At 73.8% G+C, this 16,286-nt stretch carries 13 protein-coding genes; 4 read left to right on the forward strand and 9 right to left on the reverse strand.

From position 1 onward, the window contains the following. Positions 1-5 precede the first annotated feature (5 nt). A complete protein-coding gene (locus OHA99_RS37585) occupies positions 6-1,034 on the reverse strand; it encodes a methyltransferase (protein WP_153182474.1) in 1,029 nt (342 codons plus the stop codon). Positions 1,035-1,244: 210 nt separating this feature from the next. On the opposite strand from OHA99_RS37585, the gene OHA99_RS37590 reads away from it, so the two are divergent. Then, entirely contained in the window at positions 1,245-1,871 is a 627-nt protein-coding gene (locus tag OHA99_RS37590; RefSeq protein WP_366473775.1) for a DsbA family protein, read from the forward strand. 31 nt (positions 1,872-1,902) lie between these two features. Here the strand turns inward: OHA99_RS37590 and OHA99_RS37595 are convergent, their stop codons facing one another. Together OHA99_RS37595 and OHA99_RS37600 are read right to left on the reverse strand one after the other, a co-directional pair. Then, complete coding sequence (locus OHA99_RS37595; RefSeq protein ID WP_331723898.1) at positions 1,903-2,805, reverse strand: NmrA/HSCARG family protein; 903 nt, start codon at positions 2,803-2,805, stop codon at positions 1,903-1,905. A gap of 93 nt (positions 2,806-2,898) precedes the next feature. Next, positions 2,899-3,627: an SDR family oxidoreductase gene (locus OHA99_RS37600; RefSeq protein ID WP_007389953.1), complete on the reverse strand. Its 729-nt coding sequence runs from the start codon at positions 3,625-3,627 to the stop codon at positions 2,899-2,901. Positions 3,628-3,850: 223 nt separating this feature from the next. Between OHA99_RS37600 and OHA99_RS37605 the strand changes: the two genes are divergently transcribed. From OHA99_RS37605 to hemG, 3 genes are all read left to right on the forward strand, one after another. Beyond that, positions 3,851-5,350, forward strand: a complete 1,500-nt coding sequence (locus tag OHA99_RS37605; protein WP_331723848.1) for an FAD-dependent monooxygenase — start codon at positions 3,851-3,853, stop codon at positions 5,348-5,350. A gap of 35 nt (positions 5,351-5,385) precedes the next feature. Beyond that, positions 5,386-6,870, forward strand: a complete 1,485-nt coding sequence (locus OHA99_RS37610; protein ID WP_331723849.1) for an FAD-dependent monooxygenase — start codon at positions 5,386-5,388, stop codon at positions 6,868-6,870. Between the two features lie 114 nt (positions 6,871-6,984). Next, positions 6,985-8,454 (forward strand): protoporphyrinogen oxidase, encoded by a 1,470-nt coding sequence (gene hemG, locus OHA99_RS37615; RefSeq protein WP_153182550.1) that lies wholly within the window; start codon positions 6,985-6,987, stop codon positions 8,452-8,454. An 84-nt stretch (positions 8,455-8,538) separates the two neighbouring features. Here hemG and OHA99_RS37620 read toward each other — a convergent pair whose 3' ends face one another. The 6 genes from OHA99_RS37620 to OHA99_RS37645 all read right to left on the reverse strand — a co-directional run bounded on the left by OHA99_RS37620 (position 8,539) and on the right by OHA99_RS37645 (position 15,901). Next, a complete protein-coding gene (locus OHA99_RS37620) occupies positions 8,539-10,290 on the reverse strand; it encodes an FAD-dependent monooxygenase (RefSeq protein WP_153182549.1) in 1,752 nt (583 codons plus the stop codon). A gap of 166 nt (positions 10,291-10,456) precedes the next feature. Continuing rightward, a complete protein-coding gene (locus tag OHA99_RS37625; RefSeq protein ID WP_331723850.1) occupies positions 10,457-10,939 on the reverse strand; it encodes a pyridoxamine 5'-phosphate oxidase family protein in 483 nt (160 codons plus the stop codon). 150 nt (positions 10,940-11,089) lie between these two features. Next, the gene (locus OHA99_RS37630; RefSeq protein ID WP_331723851.1) at positions 11,090-12,385 is read right to left on the reverse strand and encodes an MFS transporter; all 1,296 of its coding nucleotides are present in this window, start codon (positions 12,383-12,385) and stop codon (positions 11,090-11,092) included. Beyond that, positions 12,382-13,776, reverse strand: coding sequence for an SUMF1/EgtB/PvdO family nonheme iron enzyme (locus tag OHA99_RS37635; protein ID WP_331723852.1), 1,395 nt, complete (start codon positions 13,774-13,776; stop codon positions 12,382-12,384). Before OHA99_RS37635 ends, OHA99_RS37630 begins: the two co-directional genes overlap by 4 nt. Further along, positions 13,773-14,552, reverse strand: coding sequence for a phytanoyl-CoA dioxygenase family protein (locus tag OHA99_RS37640; RefSeq protein WP_007390197.1), 780 nt, complete (start codon positions 14,550-14,552; stop codon positions 13,773-13,775). Before OHA99_RS37640 ends, OHA99_RS37635 begins: the two co-directional genes overlap by 4 nt. Beyond that, complete coding sequence (locus OHA99_RS37645) at positions 14,549-15,901, reverse strand: SUMF1/EgtB/PvdO family nonheme iron enzyme (protein WP_153182545.1); 1,353 nt, start codon at positions 15,899-15,901, stop codon at positions 14,549-14,551. The genes OHA99_RS37640 and OHA99_RS37645 overlap by 4 nt, the downstream gene beginning before the upstream one ends. Between the last annotated feature and the right edge of the window lie 385 nt (positions 15,902-16,286).

The following is a 16,286-nucleotide window of genomic DNA, read 5'->3' on the forward strand; positions in this document are numbered from 1 at the left end:
GGGTCTCAGACCGGGATGCCCTCGACGATCGAGATCGGCGAGCCGGTGGGGACCACCCTGGTGAGCTCGAAGCCGGCCTCGGCGAACAGCGCGGCGTACTCGGCGCGGGTGCGTTCCCGGGCGCCCAGCATGAGCATCAGCCAGAGGTCGACGGTGTGGCCGATGTGCTTCTCGTTGTTCTCCGGAAGCACGTACTCGAGGACGAGCAGCCGGCCGCCGGGGGCGATCGCCTCGCGCGCGTTGCGCAGGGCCGTGACGGCGTCGGCCTCGGAGAAGTCGTGGATGATGTGCTTGAAGAGGTAGGCGTCGGCGCCCGCGGGCAGCTTGCCGAGGTAGCCGCCGTGCTCGATGGTGAGCCGGTCCGCCACTCCGGCCGCCTCGAAGAGCGCCGGCGAGTCCACGGTGGCGACCTCGGAGTCGTACAGCACGCCCTTGGTGTCGGGCGCCTGGCCGAGAATGCCCGCCAGGAGGTTGCCGCGGCCGGCGATGACGTCGACGACGGTGCCGAAGCCGGAGAAGTCGTAGGCGGCCAGGATCGGGTCGGTCTCCGAGGTGGACAGCTCGCCGAACGCCTCGAAGAACACCTTCGCGTAGCCGGGGTTGGCGTGGAAGAAGTCCAGCGCGCCCATGCCGCGCAGCTTGGGCAGGTTGGCCTCGCCGCTCTCCACGGTGTCGTACAGGTGGCCCCACTCCTCCCACAGCGTGGGGTGGTTCATCAGCAGGGCGAAGCCGCGCATCGAGTCCGTCGCGTCCTCGCGGAGCTTGTCGGACAGCGGCGTCTGCTCGTACCGGCCGTCCGGGCGGACGGCGAACACGCCGTGGCCGGTGAGCGCGCGCAGGACGCGGTGGGTGGCCCTGGCGTCGGAACCGACCCGCGCCGCGATGTCCGGGGCGGACAGCGGGCCGTCGGCCAGCACGTCCGCGATGCCGAGCCGGGCCGCGACGGAAATCGCCTGGGTGATCACCGCACCCTGGACGAGGTGCAGCAGTGCATACGATTCGGACTGGTCACGAACCTCGGGCAGCACGGACATGCCATTCCTTTCCCAGCGCCTCTTCTCGCGGATTCCAGACGATAGGCGGGGCCTTCTCAAAACCGCAACCAAGGTATTCACGCAATGGCCGTAAGGACGTTCAACCGGGGAATTTGAGCGGTTGAACAGGACGGATCCAGTACCGCTCCAGCGGCATTCCGGCCCCGCTTGTCAAATTGTTCCGGCCCGGCTATATCGAGGAGGCCCCCGTTGCGGCACCTGCGGCACGACAACCCGACCACGGTGGATTTCTGGTTCGACCCGACCTGCCCCTGGGCGTGGCTGACCTCCCGCTGGGTCCTCGAGGTCGCCCGCCTGCGGCCCCTGGAGATCCGCTGGCACCTGATGAGCCTGACGGTGCTCAACGAGGGGCGCACCGACCTGCCCGAACGCTGGCACCGGGACCTGGCCGTACGGATGGAGCCGGTACGGGTCTGCGCCGCCGCCGAGGAGGCGTACGGCCCCGGGGTGCTGGGCGGGCTCTACACCGAGCTGGGCACCCGGTTCCACCTGGAGGGGGCGCCCAAGGAGCACGCCACCTACGCGGCCGCCCTCACCGCCGCGGGCCTCGATCCCCGCCTCGCCGACGCGGCCGGCTCCGGCGCCCACGACGACGCGGTGCGGGCCTCGCACCAGAACGCCGTGGGCCGGGTCGGCACCGACGTCGGCACGCCCGTGGTGGCGGTGGGGGACGTCGCGTTCTTCGGGCCGGTGGTGTCCCCGGCCCCGCGCGGTGAGGCGGCGACGCGGCTGTGGGACGGTGTGCTCGCCGTGGCCGCGACCGACGGGTTCTTCGAGCTCAAGCGCACCCGCACCGGGAAGCCGGTCCTCACCTGACGCCGGGGCCCCTGACGCCTGGGCCGCGCCGTCAGCGGCCCGCGGCGGCCACGGGGGTCGCGGGGGCGGCGGCCACGGGGGCCGTCCAGTTGGCGGCCAGCCAGGTCTCCAGGGAGACGAGGCCGGGCCGGCCGCGGCGCAGTTCCCCGAGGTCGGCGCGGTAGCCGTCCCGCTCGAACCAGTCGAACATGTTGGCGAGGTCGGGGCGGGCCGAGCGCAGCGGCTCGATCGGCAGCCGCCGGTAGCTGACCGGCACGCCGGCGACCGCCTCGAACGCCGCGGCCATCTGCGGTCCGGTCAGGCAGTCCCCGGCGATCTCGACCACCCGGCCCAGCCACGCGTCCGGGTCCTCGAAGGCGTCCGCCGCGAACACGCCGATGTCGGCGGTCGCGATGAGCTGCACCGGGGTGGCGGGGTCCAGCCACATGGAGAGCACGAGTTCGCCCTCGACGGGGCGCGGGGCGATGTCGAGCAGGATGTCGTGGAACATGACCGGCCGCAGCACGGTCGTCGGCAGGTCGAGCGTGCGCAGGTACTGCTCGGTGCGGTGCTTGCTCTCGAAGTGCGGGACGCGGGTGTCGCGGTCCGCGCCGCCGACCGAGCTGTAGACGAAGTGCCGCACCCCGGCCCGTACCGCGGCGTCGGCCACCGCCCTGGCCTGGCGTTCCTCGGCCTCGACGCCGCCGGGTCCCCGGAAGGTCTGGACGCTGAACACGCCGTGGACGCCGGCCATCGCCGCCGTCAGCGACGCCTCGTCGTCCATGTCGCCGCGGACCAGGACCGCGCCCGCCTCCCGCAGTTCGGCCGCCCGCTCCGCCGCGGGGTCGCGGACCAGGGCGTGCACGGTGTGTCCGCGCCGCAGCAGTTCGCGGGCCACGGCCCCGCCCTGCCGGCCGGTCCCGCCCAGCACCAGGATCGTCTGGTCAAGCGCCACTGTCTTCTCCAAGTGTCGTGCCCGCCGGCGCAGGTCCGGCGGTGCGGTCGGATGCGGCGGCCGCACCGCGGCCGCCGTGCGTCTCAGGGCGCGCTACCAGGGCACGGGCCCCTCGTCCGCCAGGCACGCGCCCGACGGGCCGTCCTCGTCCAGCAGGGCGAGCCGGACCACGATCGCGGCCCCCTCGGCGGGTGTGCGGCGGCCTCGGTGGTGGTTGATGTCGGTGGCCACCACCCCGGGCAGGGCGGTGTTGACCTTGACCGGGGTCCCCCGCAGCTCCTTCGCGTAGGCGACGGTGACCGCGTTCAGCGCGGTCTTCGAGGACTGGTAGGCGATCATGTTGACGCCCGCCAGTGGGGAGCCCGGGTCCGACTGAAGGGTCAGCGACCCCACGTGGCTGGACAGGTTGACGACGCGTCCGGCCGGGGAGCGCAGCAGCAGCGGCAGCATCGCGCCGGTCACGGTGACCACGCCGAAGACGTTGGTCTCGTAGACCTCCCGCAGGTCGGCCGCGCCCGCCTCGCTCGGCGCGCCGGTGAAGCCGCCGGCGGTGCCCGCGTTGTTCACCAGGATGTCCAGGCGCCCGTACCGCCGCTCGATCTCGCCGGCCGCCTCGGCCACCCGCGCCGGGTCCGTCACGTCGAGCCCGATCGGTGTCGCGGCGATGCCGTCGGCGGCCAGCGCGTCGGCGGCCCGCTTGCCGAGGGCCTCGTCCCGCGCGCCGACGAGGACGGCGATGCCCCGCTCACCGAGTTGCCGCGCGGCGGCGAAACCGATGCCCTTGTTGGCGCCCGTGACCAGGGCGACCTTCTCGAGGGTCACGTCAGCTTCCTTTCTGCGGCCGAAAACGCGCACAATTCCCACCCGACGATATTGCTGCGGCGCACTCCTCCGTTCAAGCGTTCACCGGCGCGTTCAAAAGGCACCGGTCCGCAGTCGAACACGGCGCGGGTGCACCGTCGAATTCCGGAATCGTTGCGGCCGCACTTCGCCCTGAGTAGCTTCACAAGGCCAACCATTGCCACAGCGCAAAGGGCCTCATGAAATGAAGAGAACTGACGTCATAGTGGTCGGTGCGGGGCCGGCCGGCCTGATGCTGGCCGGGGAGCTCCGGCTGGGCGGAGCGGACGTGACCGTCCTGGACCGGCTGCCCGCCCCGCACGGGGAGTCCCGGGCCCTCGGCTTCAACCGGCGGGCGGCCGAGTCGCTGGCACAGCGCGGACTGCTGGAGCGGCTGGGCGAGGTCCGGTGGGGCCCGATGGGCCACTTCGGCGGGGTCCGTTTCGACCTCGGCATGCTCGACGAGGACCACAGCGGTGTGCTGGGCCTGTCCCAGGCCAGGACCGAGGAGGCGCTGGGCGGCCGGCTGGCCGAGCTCGGCGTGCCGGTGCGCCGCGGCCACGAGGTGACCGGGCTGCGGCAGACGCCCGAGGGTGTCGTCGTGTCCTTCACCGGTCCCGACGGGCCCGGCGAGGTGAGCGCCGGGTACGTGGCCGGCTGCGACGGGGCGGGCAGTGCGGTGCGCGCGCTGGCCGGCATCCCCACCCGGGACCGGGAACCGACCCGGGGCATGTTCACCGCGGAGATCAGCGGCGTCTCCCCGCGTCCCCGGCCGATCGGCGAACGGCTGCCCGGCGGACGCATGGTGGTGTGCACCCCGCTGGGCGGCGGCCGGTTCCGCGTGGTCGTCCACGACCCGGACCTGCCTGCCCGCCCGGAGCCGGGCGCGCTGACCTTCGCCCAGGTCGCCGGCGCGTGGCGGCGGCTGACCGGCGAGTCCATCGACGGCGCGGACTGCCAGTGGCTGTGGGCGTGCGGCAACTCCGCGGCGCTGGCCGCCGAGTACCGGCGCGGGCGGGTCCTGCTGGTGGGCGACGCGGCGCACGAGATCCCGCCGCTGGCCGCGTGGGGGCTGAGCGCCGGGTTGCAGGACGCGGTGAACCTCGGCTGGAAGCTGGCGGCGGTGGTCCGCGGCCGGGCCCCCGAGGGCCTGCTCGACACCTACCACGCCGAACGCCACCCCGTCGGCGAGCAGTTGGTCCGCGACTCCGGCGCGGCGTCGAAGCTCTACCTCGGCGACGAGGCCATGGACCCGGTCCGCGAGGTCGTGGGCGAACTGCTGGCCCACAAGGACGCCGCCGAGCGGATCGCCGGGATCGTGAGCGGTCTCGGCATCCGCTACGACCTGGCCAAGGGCGACCACCCGCTGCTCGGCCGGCGCCTGCCCCCGGACCGCACCCTCACTCTCCCCGACGGCACCCGCACCCGCGTCGCCGACCTCCTGCGCACCGGCCGCGGCCTGCTCATCACCACCGGCGACACCGACATCACCGCACCCCACCACAACGAATACGCCGACCGCGTCGACACCGTCACCGGCACCTGGACCGACACCCCGGGCACCGCACCCGGCACCGCGCCCGGCACCGCACCCGATGCCCTCGACGCCGTCCTCGTCCGCCCCGACGGCTACGTCGCCTGGACCGCACCCGGCACCACCGACGACCTCGACCAGGCCCTCGACCGCTGGTTCGGCGGCCGGTGAGCGCCCGGCGGCACCCTTCGAAGAGGAGTGAGCACATGGCCAGGGATGTCATCGTCGTCGGGGCCGGCCCGGTCGGGCTGATGACGGCGGGCGAACTCGGACTCCGCGGCGTGGACGTCGTCGTCCTCGAGCGGCTGCCCGCCCCGACGCGGCAGTCGCGCGGCGCGAGCTTCACCAGGCGCACCGCCGAGTGCTTCGACCAGCGGGGCCTGCTCGGCCGTCTCGGCGCCACCGAGCCCGCCGACAGCCACTTCGGCGGGGTCCCCATCGACCTCGGCATGCTGACGCAGGACCACTACGGGCACCGGGGCGTCTCCCAGTTCCGCACCGAGCGGATGCTGGAGGAGTGGGTGGGCGAACTCGGCGTACCGGTGCTGCGCGGCCGGGAGGTGACCGGACTGCGGCAGGACGCGGACGGCGTCGTCGTGGACGTCGAGGGACCCGACGGGCCGGCCGAGGTGCGCGCCGCCCACCTGGTCGGCTGCGACGGCGGGCGCAGCACCGTCCGCAAGCTCGCCGGGATCGGCTTCCCCGGCACCGACGGGCGGCGCGGCTTCCTCACCGCCGACGTCACCGGGATCGACACCCGCAAGCGGCGCATCGGCGAGGACCTGCCGGGCGGCAGCATGGTGATGGCCATGGACCTGGAGAACGGCGTCACCCGGGTCGTCGTCCACGAGGCCGGCACCCCGCCGCCGCGCGACCGCGACGCGCTGTCCTTCGCCGACCTCGCCGACGCCTGGCAGCGGCTCACCGGCGAGTCCATCCACCACGGGCGGTGCCGCTGGATCAGCTGCTTCACCGACGCCTCGCGGGCCGCCGCCGAGTACCGGCGCGGGCGGGTCTTCCTGGCGGGCGACGCGGCGCACGTGCAGCCCCCGGCGATGGCGCAGGGGCTGAGCGTGGGCGTCCAGGACGCGGTGAACCTCGGCTGGAAGCTGGCGGCGGTGGTCCGCGGCCGGGCCCCCGAGGGCCTGCTCGACACCTACCACGCCGAACGCCACCCCGTCGGCGAGCAGCTGGCCCGCAACGCCCGGGCGGCGATCGAACTGCGGCTCACCGGCGAGGACATGGACCCGGTCCGCGAGATCGTGGGCGAACTGCTGACCCACCGCGACGCCGCCGAGTACGCGGCCGGCATGCTGAGCAACCTCGGCGTCCGCTACGACCTGGCCAAGGGCGACCACCCGCTGCTCGGCCGGCGCCTGCCCCCCGACCGCACCCTCACCCTCCCCGACGGCACCCGCACCCGCGTCGCCGACCTCCTGCGCACCGGCCGCGGCCTGCTCATCACCACCGGCGACACCGACATCACCGCACCCCACCACAACGAATACGCCGACCGCGTCGACACCGTCACCGGCACCTGGACCGACACCCCCGACCCCGCACCCGACGCCACGCTCGACGCCGTCCTCGTCCGCCCCGACGGCTACGTCGCCTGGACCGCACCCGGCACCACCGACGACCTCGACCAGGCCCTCGACCGCTGGTTCGGCCCCGCCCGCACGGCCCTCTAGGCGCCCTCGACCGGGGGGCCGGTCCCCCCGGTCAGACTGCCAGGCACCTGTCCCCGCGCCGGGCGCCGGAGCCGGGACGGCCTCTACGACACTAACCGCGAAGGATCTGGTGGAATGGCTGGCACCGAACAGGATCAGGTGAGTGGAAAGCCCCATGTGGTCGTCATCGGGGGTGGTATCGCGGGACTTGCGGCGGCGTTCCTGCTCCGTGACGAGCCGGTCCGGGTGACCGTCCTGGAGGCGTCGTCCCGGCTCGGCGGGAAGCTCTCGGTCTCCGAGGTGGCGGGCGTCGCGGTCGACGAGGGTGCCGAGTCCCTGTACGCCAACCGGCGCAGGACCACCGGCCTGATCGAGGACGCCGGACTCGGCGGGACGATCAGGTCGGCGGGCGAGACCGCGTCGGCGATCTGGACCCGGGGCGGGATCCGGCGGCAGCCGGACCGTCAGTTCATGGGCGTGCCCTGCGACATGGACGACCTCGCCCGGTCCGGTGTCGTCTCCGCCGAGGGTGTCGACCGGGCCCGGCAGGATCTCGTACTGCCGTCCTTCGACCGGGAGGGCGACGTCTCGGTCGCGGACCACGTCGGCGGGCGCTTCGGCCAGGAGGTCGTGGACCGACTCGTCGAGCCGTTCCTCGCCGGGGTGTTCTCCGGCCGGGCCGCGGACCTGTCGTTCGAGGCCACGCTGACGCCGCTGGCCAAGGCGTCCCGCGCGCACGTCTCGCTCGCGGACGCGGCGGGCTCGCTGGTGCCGGTGCTCGCCGAGGGGCAGAAGCCGCCGCCGGTACGGGTGGCCACCCTGGACGGCGGGTTCGGTTCGCTGCCGCCCGTGCTGGTGCGCCAGGTGCTGGCGTCCTCGCCCGACGCGTCCATCCGCACCGGCGCCCCCGTGCGGGAGCTGGCCCGCCGCGCGGACGGCTGGCGGGTGACCGTCGGTCCGGCCGCCGCGCCGGAGCACATCGACGCCGACGCCGTCGTCGTCGCCACCCCGGCCGGCCCCTCGGCCCGGCTGCTCGCGGGTGTCCCCGGGACCTCCGCGGCGGTCTCGGCGTTCGAGGAGGTGCCGTACTCGAGCGTGGCGATGGTGACGCTCGCCTACCCGCGCGCGGCGTTCCCCGGCGGGCTGCGGGACCGCGGATACGCCGGCTACCGGGTGCCCGCGGTGGAGGGCAGGGCGGTCAAGGAGGTCACGTTCACCACGGTGAAGTGGCCGCACCTGGCCGGCGAGGTGGAGATCGTCCGCTGCTCGATGGGGCGGTTCGGCGAGGAGGGCCTGCTCCAGCGCGACGACGGCGACCTGGTGGCGCTGGCGGCCGCCGAACTGGCCGAGGCCACCGGCGTGACGGGCGTCCCGGTGGCGACCCGGGTCAGCCGCTGGCAGGACGCCCTGCCGCAGTACACCGTCGGCCACTTCGAGCGGGTGCGCCGGATCCGGGAGACGGTGGCCGCCCAGCCCGGACTCGCGGTGTGCGGCGCCCTGTACGACGGTGTGGGCGTCGGGGTGTGCATGGCCTCCGCGCGCCGGGCCGTCGAGCAGGTGCTGGCCGGGATCGGGCAGCGCGACGCGGTCGCGGCCGGCGCCTGAGCCGTCCCGGTACCGCGTGGAAGGGGCCGTGCCCGGGAACTCCGGGCACGGCCCCTTCCACGTGTCGTGCTTCTCTGCGGGGTCTCAGCGCTCCAGCACCGCGGCGAACGCCTGGGTCAGTGCCTGCTCCGGGTCCTCGCAGGCGCCCGTGCCGCGCCAGGCGACGTGCTGGTCGGGACGGACCAGGAGCGCGCCGTCGTCGGTGATGCCGCGCACCGCCTCCCAGCCGCCGGCCACGTCGGCGTACTCGCCGCCGGCGCCGATGCGCACCACGGCGAGGCGGACCGAGAACTTCTCCGCCACCCGCGCGGCGGCCTCGGCCCACGCCGTGCCCCGCCCACTGGTGATCAGCGTGAAGTCGGTGCCGCGGGTGGTGTCGAGGGTGGACAGGCGACGGCCGTCGCGGGTGATCCAGGCGTGCGGCAGCCGGTGCCCGGGGCGGGACGTCGGCACGTGCTCGTTGCGCATCGGGACGCGGGCCGGTGCCTCGCTGCCGTCCGGGACGAGTGCCCCGTCCTCGTAGTGGAAGCCGACCTCCATGTCGAGGGACTGGCAGCCCCCGCGGTGGGTGTGGAAGATCTCCAGGGCGCGGGCCCGCACGGTGTCGCCGAGCGGCGAGGGGTCGAAGTACGCCTCGAGACGCTGCCTGCGGCGCCCCGCCGGGATGTTGTGGCCGGCGCCCACGGCGTCGATGACCGCCTGGTGGTGGACGGCGGCGGACACCGCCCAGTCCACGTTCTCCCGGCCCACGGGGCGGCGTTCGGCCTCGTAGGTGTCGATCAGGGCGTCGGTGGCCCGGCCGTCGAGCACCGCGGCCAGCTTCCAGGCGAGGTTGTGCGCGTCCTGGATGCCGGTGTTGAGGCCGAGGCCGACGGCGGGCGGCTGGCGGTGCGCGGCGTCGCCGGCGATCAGCACCCGGCCGACCCGGTAGCGGTCGGCGAGGTGCGCGTGCACGATCCAGTCCGTCACCTTGTGCACCGTCACCTCCAGGTCCGGCAGGCGCAGCAGCTCGCGGATCCGGGGGACGACCGTCTCGTTGTCCCAGCGTCCGGGCGGGCCCGGGGCGAAGTGCAGGCCCCACTGCTCGCAGTCCTTGCCCCAGCTCGGCCCCATCTCTATGAGGTTGCTGGACAGGTCGGGGTCCTCCGGGCTGAGGAAGTGCGTGATGAGCGTGCCCTCCTCCCACCACTGCGACAGGTCGGCGGAGAAGTACGCGGTCGTGGTGTTGACCAGTCCGGGCGGGCCCTGCATCTCGATGCCGACCTCGGCCCCGACCATGCGGCCGCCGTCGGCCCCGATGAGGTACTTCGACGTGACCGTGGTGGTCTCGCCGGTGTCGAGGTCGCGCACCTCGGCGACGACGTGGTCGCCCTCGTCGGAGAAGGAGAGCAGCTCGTGGTGGAAGAGGATCCGGCCGGGATTGCGGTCCTCCGCGTGCCGGCGCAGGATCGGCTCCAGCCACATCTGCGGCAGCTTGGCGGGCAGGACCGGCCCGGCCGCCGCGTAGGTCTCGGTCAGTTCACCGCCGCCGAAGGCGTCCATCTCGTGGATCAGGCGCCGGTCCAGCGGTCCGTCGCCGGCCAGCGTGGTCTGCCAGCGCACCTTGCCGAACTTCTCCAGCGGCGCCGCCTCGGCGAGCACGTCGTCGGCGACCGAGTGCTGTCGGTAGATCTCCATCGTGCGCTGGTTGAGGTAGTGCGCCTTCGGCACCCGCGACGTGTCCGGGTGCCGCTCCACCAGCAGATGGTCGACGCCCTGGTCGGACAGGAAGACGGAGGCGGACAGACCGCATCCGCCACCGCCCACGATCAGAACCGGAACCTCGACTGATCCCATGTTCGTCCTTTCGGAAGGTGACAGACAGACCCGCGCCGGCGTTGCGTCTCGGGGGAACGGGGACTGCCGTACGTGCCGGGCTTGGTAGTGCTCGCAGCATGGCAAGGGCGTCTGCACCCCGGGTCAAGGACGGGTGGACCGCGCCGCCCGGGAGGCTGCCCGGGGGTCAGCGGGAGCGCCGCCACCACCGCTCGCGCCGCGGCCGGTCGGGTTCGGCGGGCAGGTCGCTGAAGGCCCAGCCGAGCCAGTCCTTGATGTCCACCGCCAGCACCGGCCCGCCGTCCCTGAGGTAGCGGTCGCCGTCGAACTGCGCGTACTTGCGGTCGATCAGGCCGAGCGCGTGCGTGCGCTCCGGGCTCTCGCCGACCACCCGGCCGGTGCCGCGCAACCGCACCCACCACGCCTTCAGCCAGTCGTCGTCGTAGAGGTCGGCCAGCACCGTGACCCGCTGGTCGTGGTCGAGGTTGCGCAGCCGCTTGGGCCGCGGGTTCCCGTTCTTCGGCCGGTCGGTCGGCGAGTAGAGGACGTCGCCGTCGACGACGAAGATGACGGGCACCAGGTGGGCTCCGCCGCGCGCGTCGACCGTGCCCATCCGGACGGACCGCTCCCCCTCGAACCGGCTCCGCATCTCGTCCTGCCCGAGTTTCATCTCCACCCCTCCTTGTCCCTGGCGCGGGTGGTCCCGGCGCCGAGAAGACCGGCGCCGAGGTCTCGGCGCCGGTGCGCGCGGCCCGTTCGGGGGCGCGTTCAGATCCGGTCGGCCGGTGTGCGGCCCAGGTGCGGTCGGCCGGTGTGCGGCCTAGGTGCGGTCGGCGTGCTCCCGTTGCCGGTCGGCGACCGGCCGCGGTCCGCCGCGCTGCCGGCGCAGCCGTACCAGCAGGATCAGGACCGCGCCCAGGACGGCTAGGCCGACCGTGGTCAGGCCGGACAGCTTGATCGTGCCCGCCGGCCCGAACGCCCCGACCAGGGGTCCGCCGAGCGCCGCGCCCAGCGGCGTCGCGATCACCAGGATCGCGCTGCGGAAGGCGCTGAGGCTCACCAGCTCCTCCAGGGGCGCCTTCTTCTGCAGCAGCGTGATCGTCACCGGCCCGTAGGGCGCGTAGATCAGCCCGCCGAGGCCGAAGCCCACGACGCCCGCGGCGAGCGTGCCGAAGTGCGCGAACGGCAGGATCGCCAGCCCCCAGCCGGCCACGATGGCCAGCGCGGTCGGCCACAGCGGCAGCCGCCGCAGCGTGCCGGCGACCAGCGCGCCGACGACCGCGCCGACGCCGAAGGTGCCCCAGATCCAGCCCAGCGCGGTGGGGTCCCCGCCCATCCGCTCGGCCACGAAGACCGGGACCGCCACCTCGATCGGCCCGTACAGCAGGTAGAACACGAAGGTCAGCGCCAGCAGGCCCATCAGCTCCGGATGCCGGGCGAGGGTCTGGCCGCTGCGCCGCAACGGGACCGCCGGACGGCGGGCGACCTTGCCCTCGCCGCGCACCCGGGCCGACACGGCGGCGAGGTACACGTAGCTGATCGCGTCGCCGGCCAGCACCGCGGCCGGTCCGAGCGCGGCCGTCACCAGACCGGCCAGCGGCGGCCCGATGATGAACGACAGCTGCTCCTGGCTGCCCACCAGCGCGTGCCCGGCCAGCCGGTCGTCGGCCGGCAGGGTCTCGGCGACGAACGTCTGCCGCCCGGCGATGCCCCAGGCGTGCAGCACCGAGGAGGCCGCGAGCAGCGCGATGTACGTCGTGACGTCCAGCAGGTCCAGCCAGTACAGGGCCGGGATCAGCGCGAACACGGCCGCGCGCAGCACGGAGTTCAGCAGGATCAGGCTTCTGGCGTTGCGCCCGCTCAGCCAGCGTCCCAGCGTGAGCGAGCCGATCGCGGCGGGCAGGCTGTAGGCGGCGACGGCCAGGCCCACCACGGTGGACCGGTCGGCCGGCGCGGCCAGTTCGACGGCCAGCCAGGCCACGCCGACGAAGCTCATGCCGTCGCCGAGGAAGGAGACCAGGAAGCCGGGCTGGAGCCGGCGGAAGTCGGGGTTGGCGAGGCAGCGGGCGTACCCCTCGGGCAGCACCCGCCGCGCCCACCGTGTTCCGTTCGTCACCGCTGCGCCTCGGCTTCGCTCACCGCGCAGCGGAAGCCGATCTCCGGGCTCCTGGCCGTCAGAACCTTCCCGGCCCGGCTCACGGCCGTCAGCAGCGCGGGGGGCGAACTCCACGCGCCGCCGCGCACGCTGACCTCGGCCGACCACTCGCCCCACAGGTCGCCGGGGTCCATCGTGCCGAAGCGCGGCTCGAGCGGGAGGCCGTCCAGGTAGCGGGTGGACGTCCATTCCCACACGTTGCCGCACAGGTCGCGGATCCCGAACGGGGACTCGTCGCCCGGCAGCGCGCCGGCCGGGCCGGTCGACGCCGACGGCTCGGTGCCGCGCAGGTCCGCCAGCCGGCGCAGCCACGTGGCGCGGTCCGGGGCCTGTTCGCCGTCCGGGGCGACCGTGTGCAGGCCGCGCACCAGGGCGGGCCGGAACTCCTCGCCCCACGGGTGGCGGCGGTGGTCGTCGCCCCGCGCGGCCCGCTCCCACTCGTCCTCGGTGGGCAGCCGCTTGCCGCACCAGTCGGCGTAGGCGACCGCGTCGTACCAGTTGACGCCGGTGACCGGGTGGTCGCCGGCGAAGCGGGGGTCGTCGGCGGTGGAGCGGGTGTGGTCGGTGCCGCGCGGCTCGTCAGGGTGGCACCACAGGTGGCCGTGGGCGGCGACGTCGGCGACGAACGCGTCGTAGGCGTCGTTGGTGACCGGCAGGGTGTCCAGGTAGAAGCCCGCCACGTCGGCCTCCTCCACCGCGGAGCCGCCCGGGTCGCCCCAGGAGCTCTCCTGGCCGGGGCGCGGGCCGCGCCGCAGCCGGCCAGCCGGGACGTGCCGCATCCCCTCGAGCGAGAGCCTGCTGGGCAGCCGGTCGGCGGACAGCGGGACGGGCAGGTCGTCCAGCACCGCCCCGGCCACCGCCGGGTCGGCGAGCAGCGTCCGCGCCGAGGCGAGCGCGTGCGCGTCCGCCACGGTGACGAAGTTGCCGGCGCCCGCGGCGATCTGGTCCGGCGAGCGGCCGAGCACGGCCAGCAGGGCGTGCAGCGCCGACGGGCCGCCCGCGGAGCGCAGGGCGGGGGTCCGGGCCAGCGACGCGAGGGCGGGGGTGCGCACGGTCTCGTCCGGGTCGGCCAGCGCCCACCCGACGGCCTCGGCCGCCAGGTCCGGACAGAGCCGTACGCAGGCCGCGAGCGCCTGCCGGCGGATCTCCGGCGCGTCGTGCAGCAGGCCGACGGCCAGGCACTCCCCGAGGAGTTCCGGGTCGCCGGTGAGCCGTTCCAGCGCGCCCAGGTAGCCGCCGAGCAGCGCGTCGCGTTCCGCCGCCGGGCCCTCGGTCCAGCCGGCGATCCGCAGGACCTCGTGGGGCGTTCGTGCGGTGGAGGTCTCCGGTGAGAACTGCTCGGTGACGGTCATCGCGTGCCGGCCTCCGCTCCGGTGATCATGCTTGCGAAATCCTCGCCCGCCCGGTGGCTGTACGCCGTGCCCGCGGTGGGCTTCTCCCCCGCCGAGTAGTACACGTACAGCGTCGCCCGGCTGGTGTCGTCCAGCACCGGGCCGGAGTGGTGGAGGATGTTGTAGGTGTGGCAGATGACGTCGCCCGCCTCGGCCTCCAGCGCGAGGCCCTCGGACTCCAGCCGCCGGGGCGGATAGCGGTGGGAGCCGGGCACGAGGACCAGGCAGCCGTTGCGGACGGTGGCGGCGTCCAGGTAGATGCCCACGTTCACCAGCGGTGTCACCGGGAGGTCGTGCGGGAAGTCGAGGTGCCAGTCCAGCGCACTGTACGAGCTGCGCCTGCCCCGCTTCATCTGCCACACGGCGCCGTCGATGGCGTCCTCGAACCGCCAGGTCGGCCCGCCGAGCAGGCCGGGGCCGAGCGCGTCCAGGTTCCGGCGCCCGATCAGTTCCCGGGTGTCGGCGCAGTGCAGGGTGAAGTAGGGCAGCCGGTGCAGGGTGGCCCGGCCGTCCTCGTCGTAGGACGGCTTGATCACCTGGTCGCGGTGCTCGGCGGGCACCTTCCCGTCGAGGGTGTCGCGCTCCAGGCGCCGGGCGTCGCGGCGGACGACCTCCACGTCCTCGGCGTCGAACACGCCGCGGTAGATCACGAAGCCGTACTGCTCGTAGAAGGCGCGTTGTTCCGCGGTGACCGTGCCGTCGTAGTGGAAGCGCGGGACGCGCTGCGGGGCGCTCACCGGATCACTCCCCGGAAGCCGATCTCGTTGTGCCGGTCCGTGAAGAGGTCCTTGCCGCGGAAGTAGGTGGTGACCTGCTCCAGCATGGAGGTCCACGCGCCGCCCCGGATGACCACCGAGGTCTCCTCGGCCGTGGCCCACTCGGTGCGGGGCCGGCCGGAGATCATCGGTTTCATCCGGTCGCGGGTGAAGAAGTTGGTGTCCGTCCACTCCCAGCAGTTGCCGACCATGTCCACGACGCCGTAGGGGCTGACGTTGCGGGGGTGGGAGCCGACCGGGACGGTGGTGACGGCGGGGGTCGTCGCGTCGAAGGTGCTCAGGACGTCGCGCCAGTGCTCCAGGCTCCGGGCCGGTCCGAAGGACGCGCCGAACCAGCGCAGGGCGTCCGGGTCGAACGCGTCGCCCCACGGGTAGCGGGCCCCCTGCTCGCCCCGTGCGGCCTTCTCCCACTCCAGCTCGGTCGGCAGCCGCTTGCCGAGGTGGGCGAGGTAGGCGTAGGCGTCGAACCAGTCGACGCCCGTGGCGGGGTGGTCGGGGCCGAACCGGGCGTCGCCGGCGATCCCGCGGCGGTGGTCCTTGCCCTCGGGCTCGTCGGGGTGGCACAGCGCGTGCTCGGCGGCCTGCGGGCCGTCCGCCCACGCGTCGTACTCCCGGTTGGTCACCGGGTGGCGGTCGATGAGGAAGTCGGGCAGGTGGCGGACCTGCCGGGGGACCGCGTCGTCCACGTCGTACAGCGGGTGGACGACGTCGTCCATGCCGATGCCGGTGACGAAGTCGGAGGCCGGGACGCGCACCATGCCGTCGGGGACGGCGCCGGGCAGGTTCTCCGGGTCGTAGTCCCAGTGCTCGTCCAGCGCGGTTCCCGGCGGCAGCTGACCGGTCTCGGCGTGCTCCCGCTCGATCCCGAGGCGGGCCGCGCGGTCCTCGGCGCCCAGGATCCGGTCCATCGCCTTGGCCACCACGGCGGCGCCGATGCCCACCGGCTTGGTGCTGCGGAACAGACCGGCCTCGGCCGGCCCGGTGATGTGGACCAGTTCCTCGTAGGCCTCTCCGACGCGGTGCCGGCCGGCGATCGTCGCGGCGGTGAACACTACGAAGTCCTCGTCGTCGCCGAGCAGCCAGACCAGGAACTCCCGCGCCGCGGGGTGGGTGGCCAGGAACGGCTCGACGCCCTCGAGCACCGTCAGGCGGACGTCCGCGCGCGGGTGGGTGGCCGCCATCGCGCAGATTTCCTCAATGATCCTGGGGTGCCGGAAATCGGCGATCTCCGCACGCAGTTCGGCGCGTTCCGCGTCGGTCAGCGGATCGCGCGATTTCTGCCACGGTTCGTGGGCCAGGAAACGATCCACCAGCCCGTTCAATGTTTTCTGTTCAACGGCAAAGCGCTCGTAACTCCATCGGTGCACTGGTTTCACCTCGACTGCCGGTTTCTCGGATATTCATCAGGCCCACAGCCCAGTCCGTGGAGGGCCGCACGGCCCTCCACGGACTATGAGATCTGCCCTGGTCAGGCGGCCCACTTGAAGTGCGAACCGGCCGGGCGGACACCGCCCTTGCGCTGCGAGCGCAGAGCGTTCCACTGACGAAGCGTCTTCATCTGTTTCACCTCCTGAGGATGACTCGGCAACCGAGTGCATCGACGGTCCCTTTGTGCACTCGGCCCTGTCAAGTTCCCGCATTCACCGGCGTTGCCGGCCGGGCCCTCAACTTGTTCAACCGCTGCGGCGCTGCGGT

The sequence above is a fragment of the Streptomyces coelicoflavus genome, from assembly GCF_045041415.1.
GTDB classification, from domain to species: Bacteria; Actinomycetota; Actinomycetes; order Streptomycetales; family Streptomycetaceae; genus Streptomyces; species Streptomyces coelicoflavus.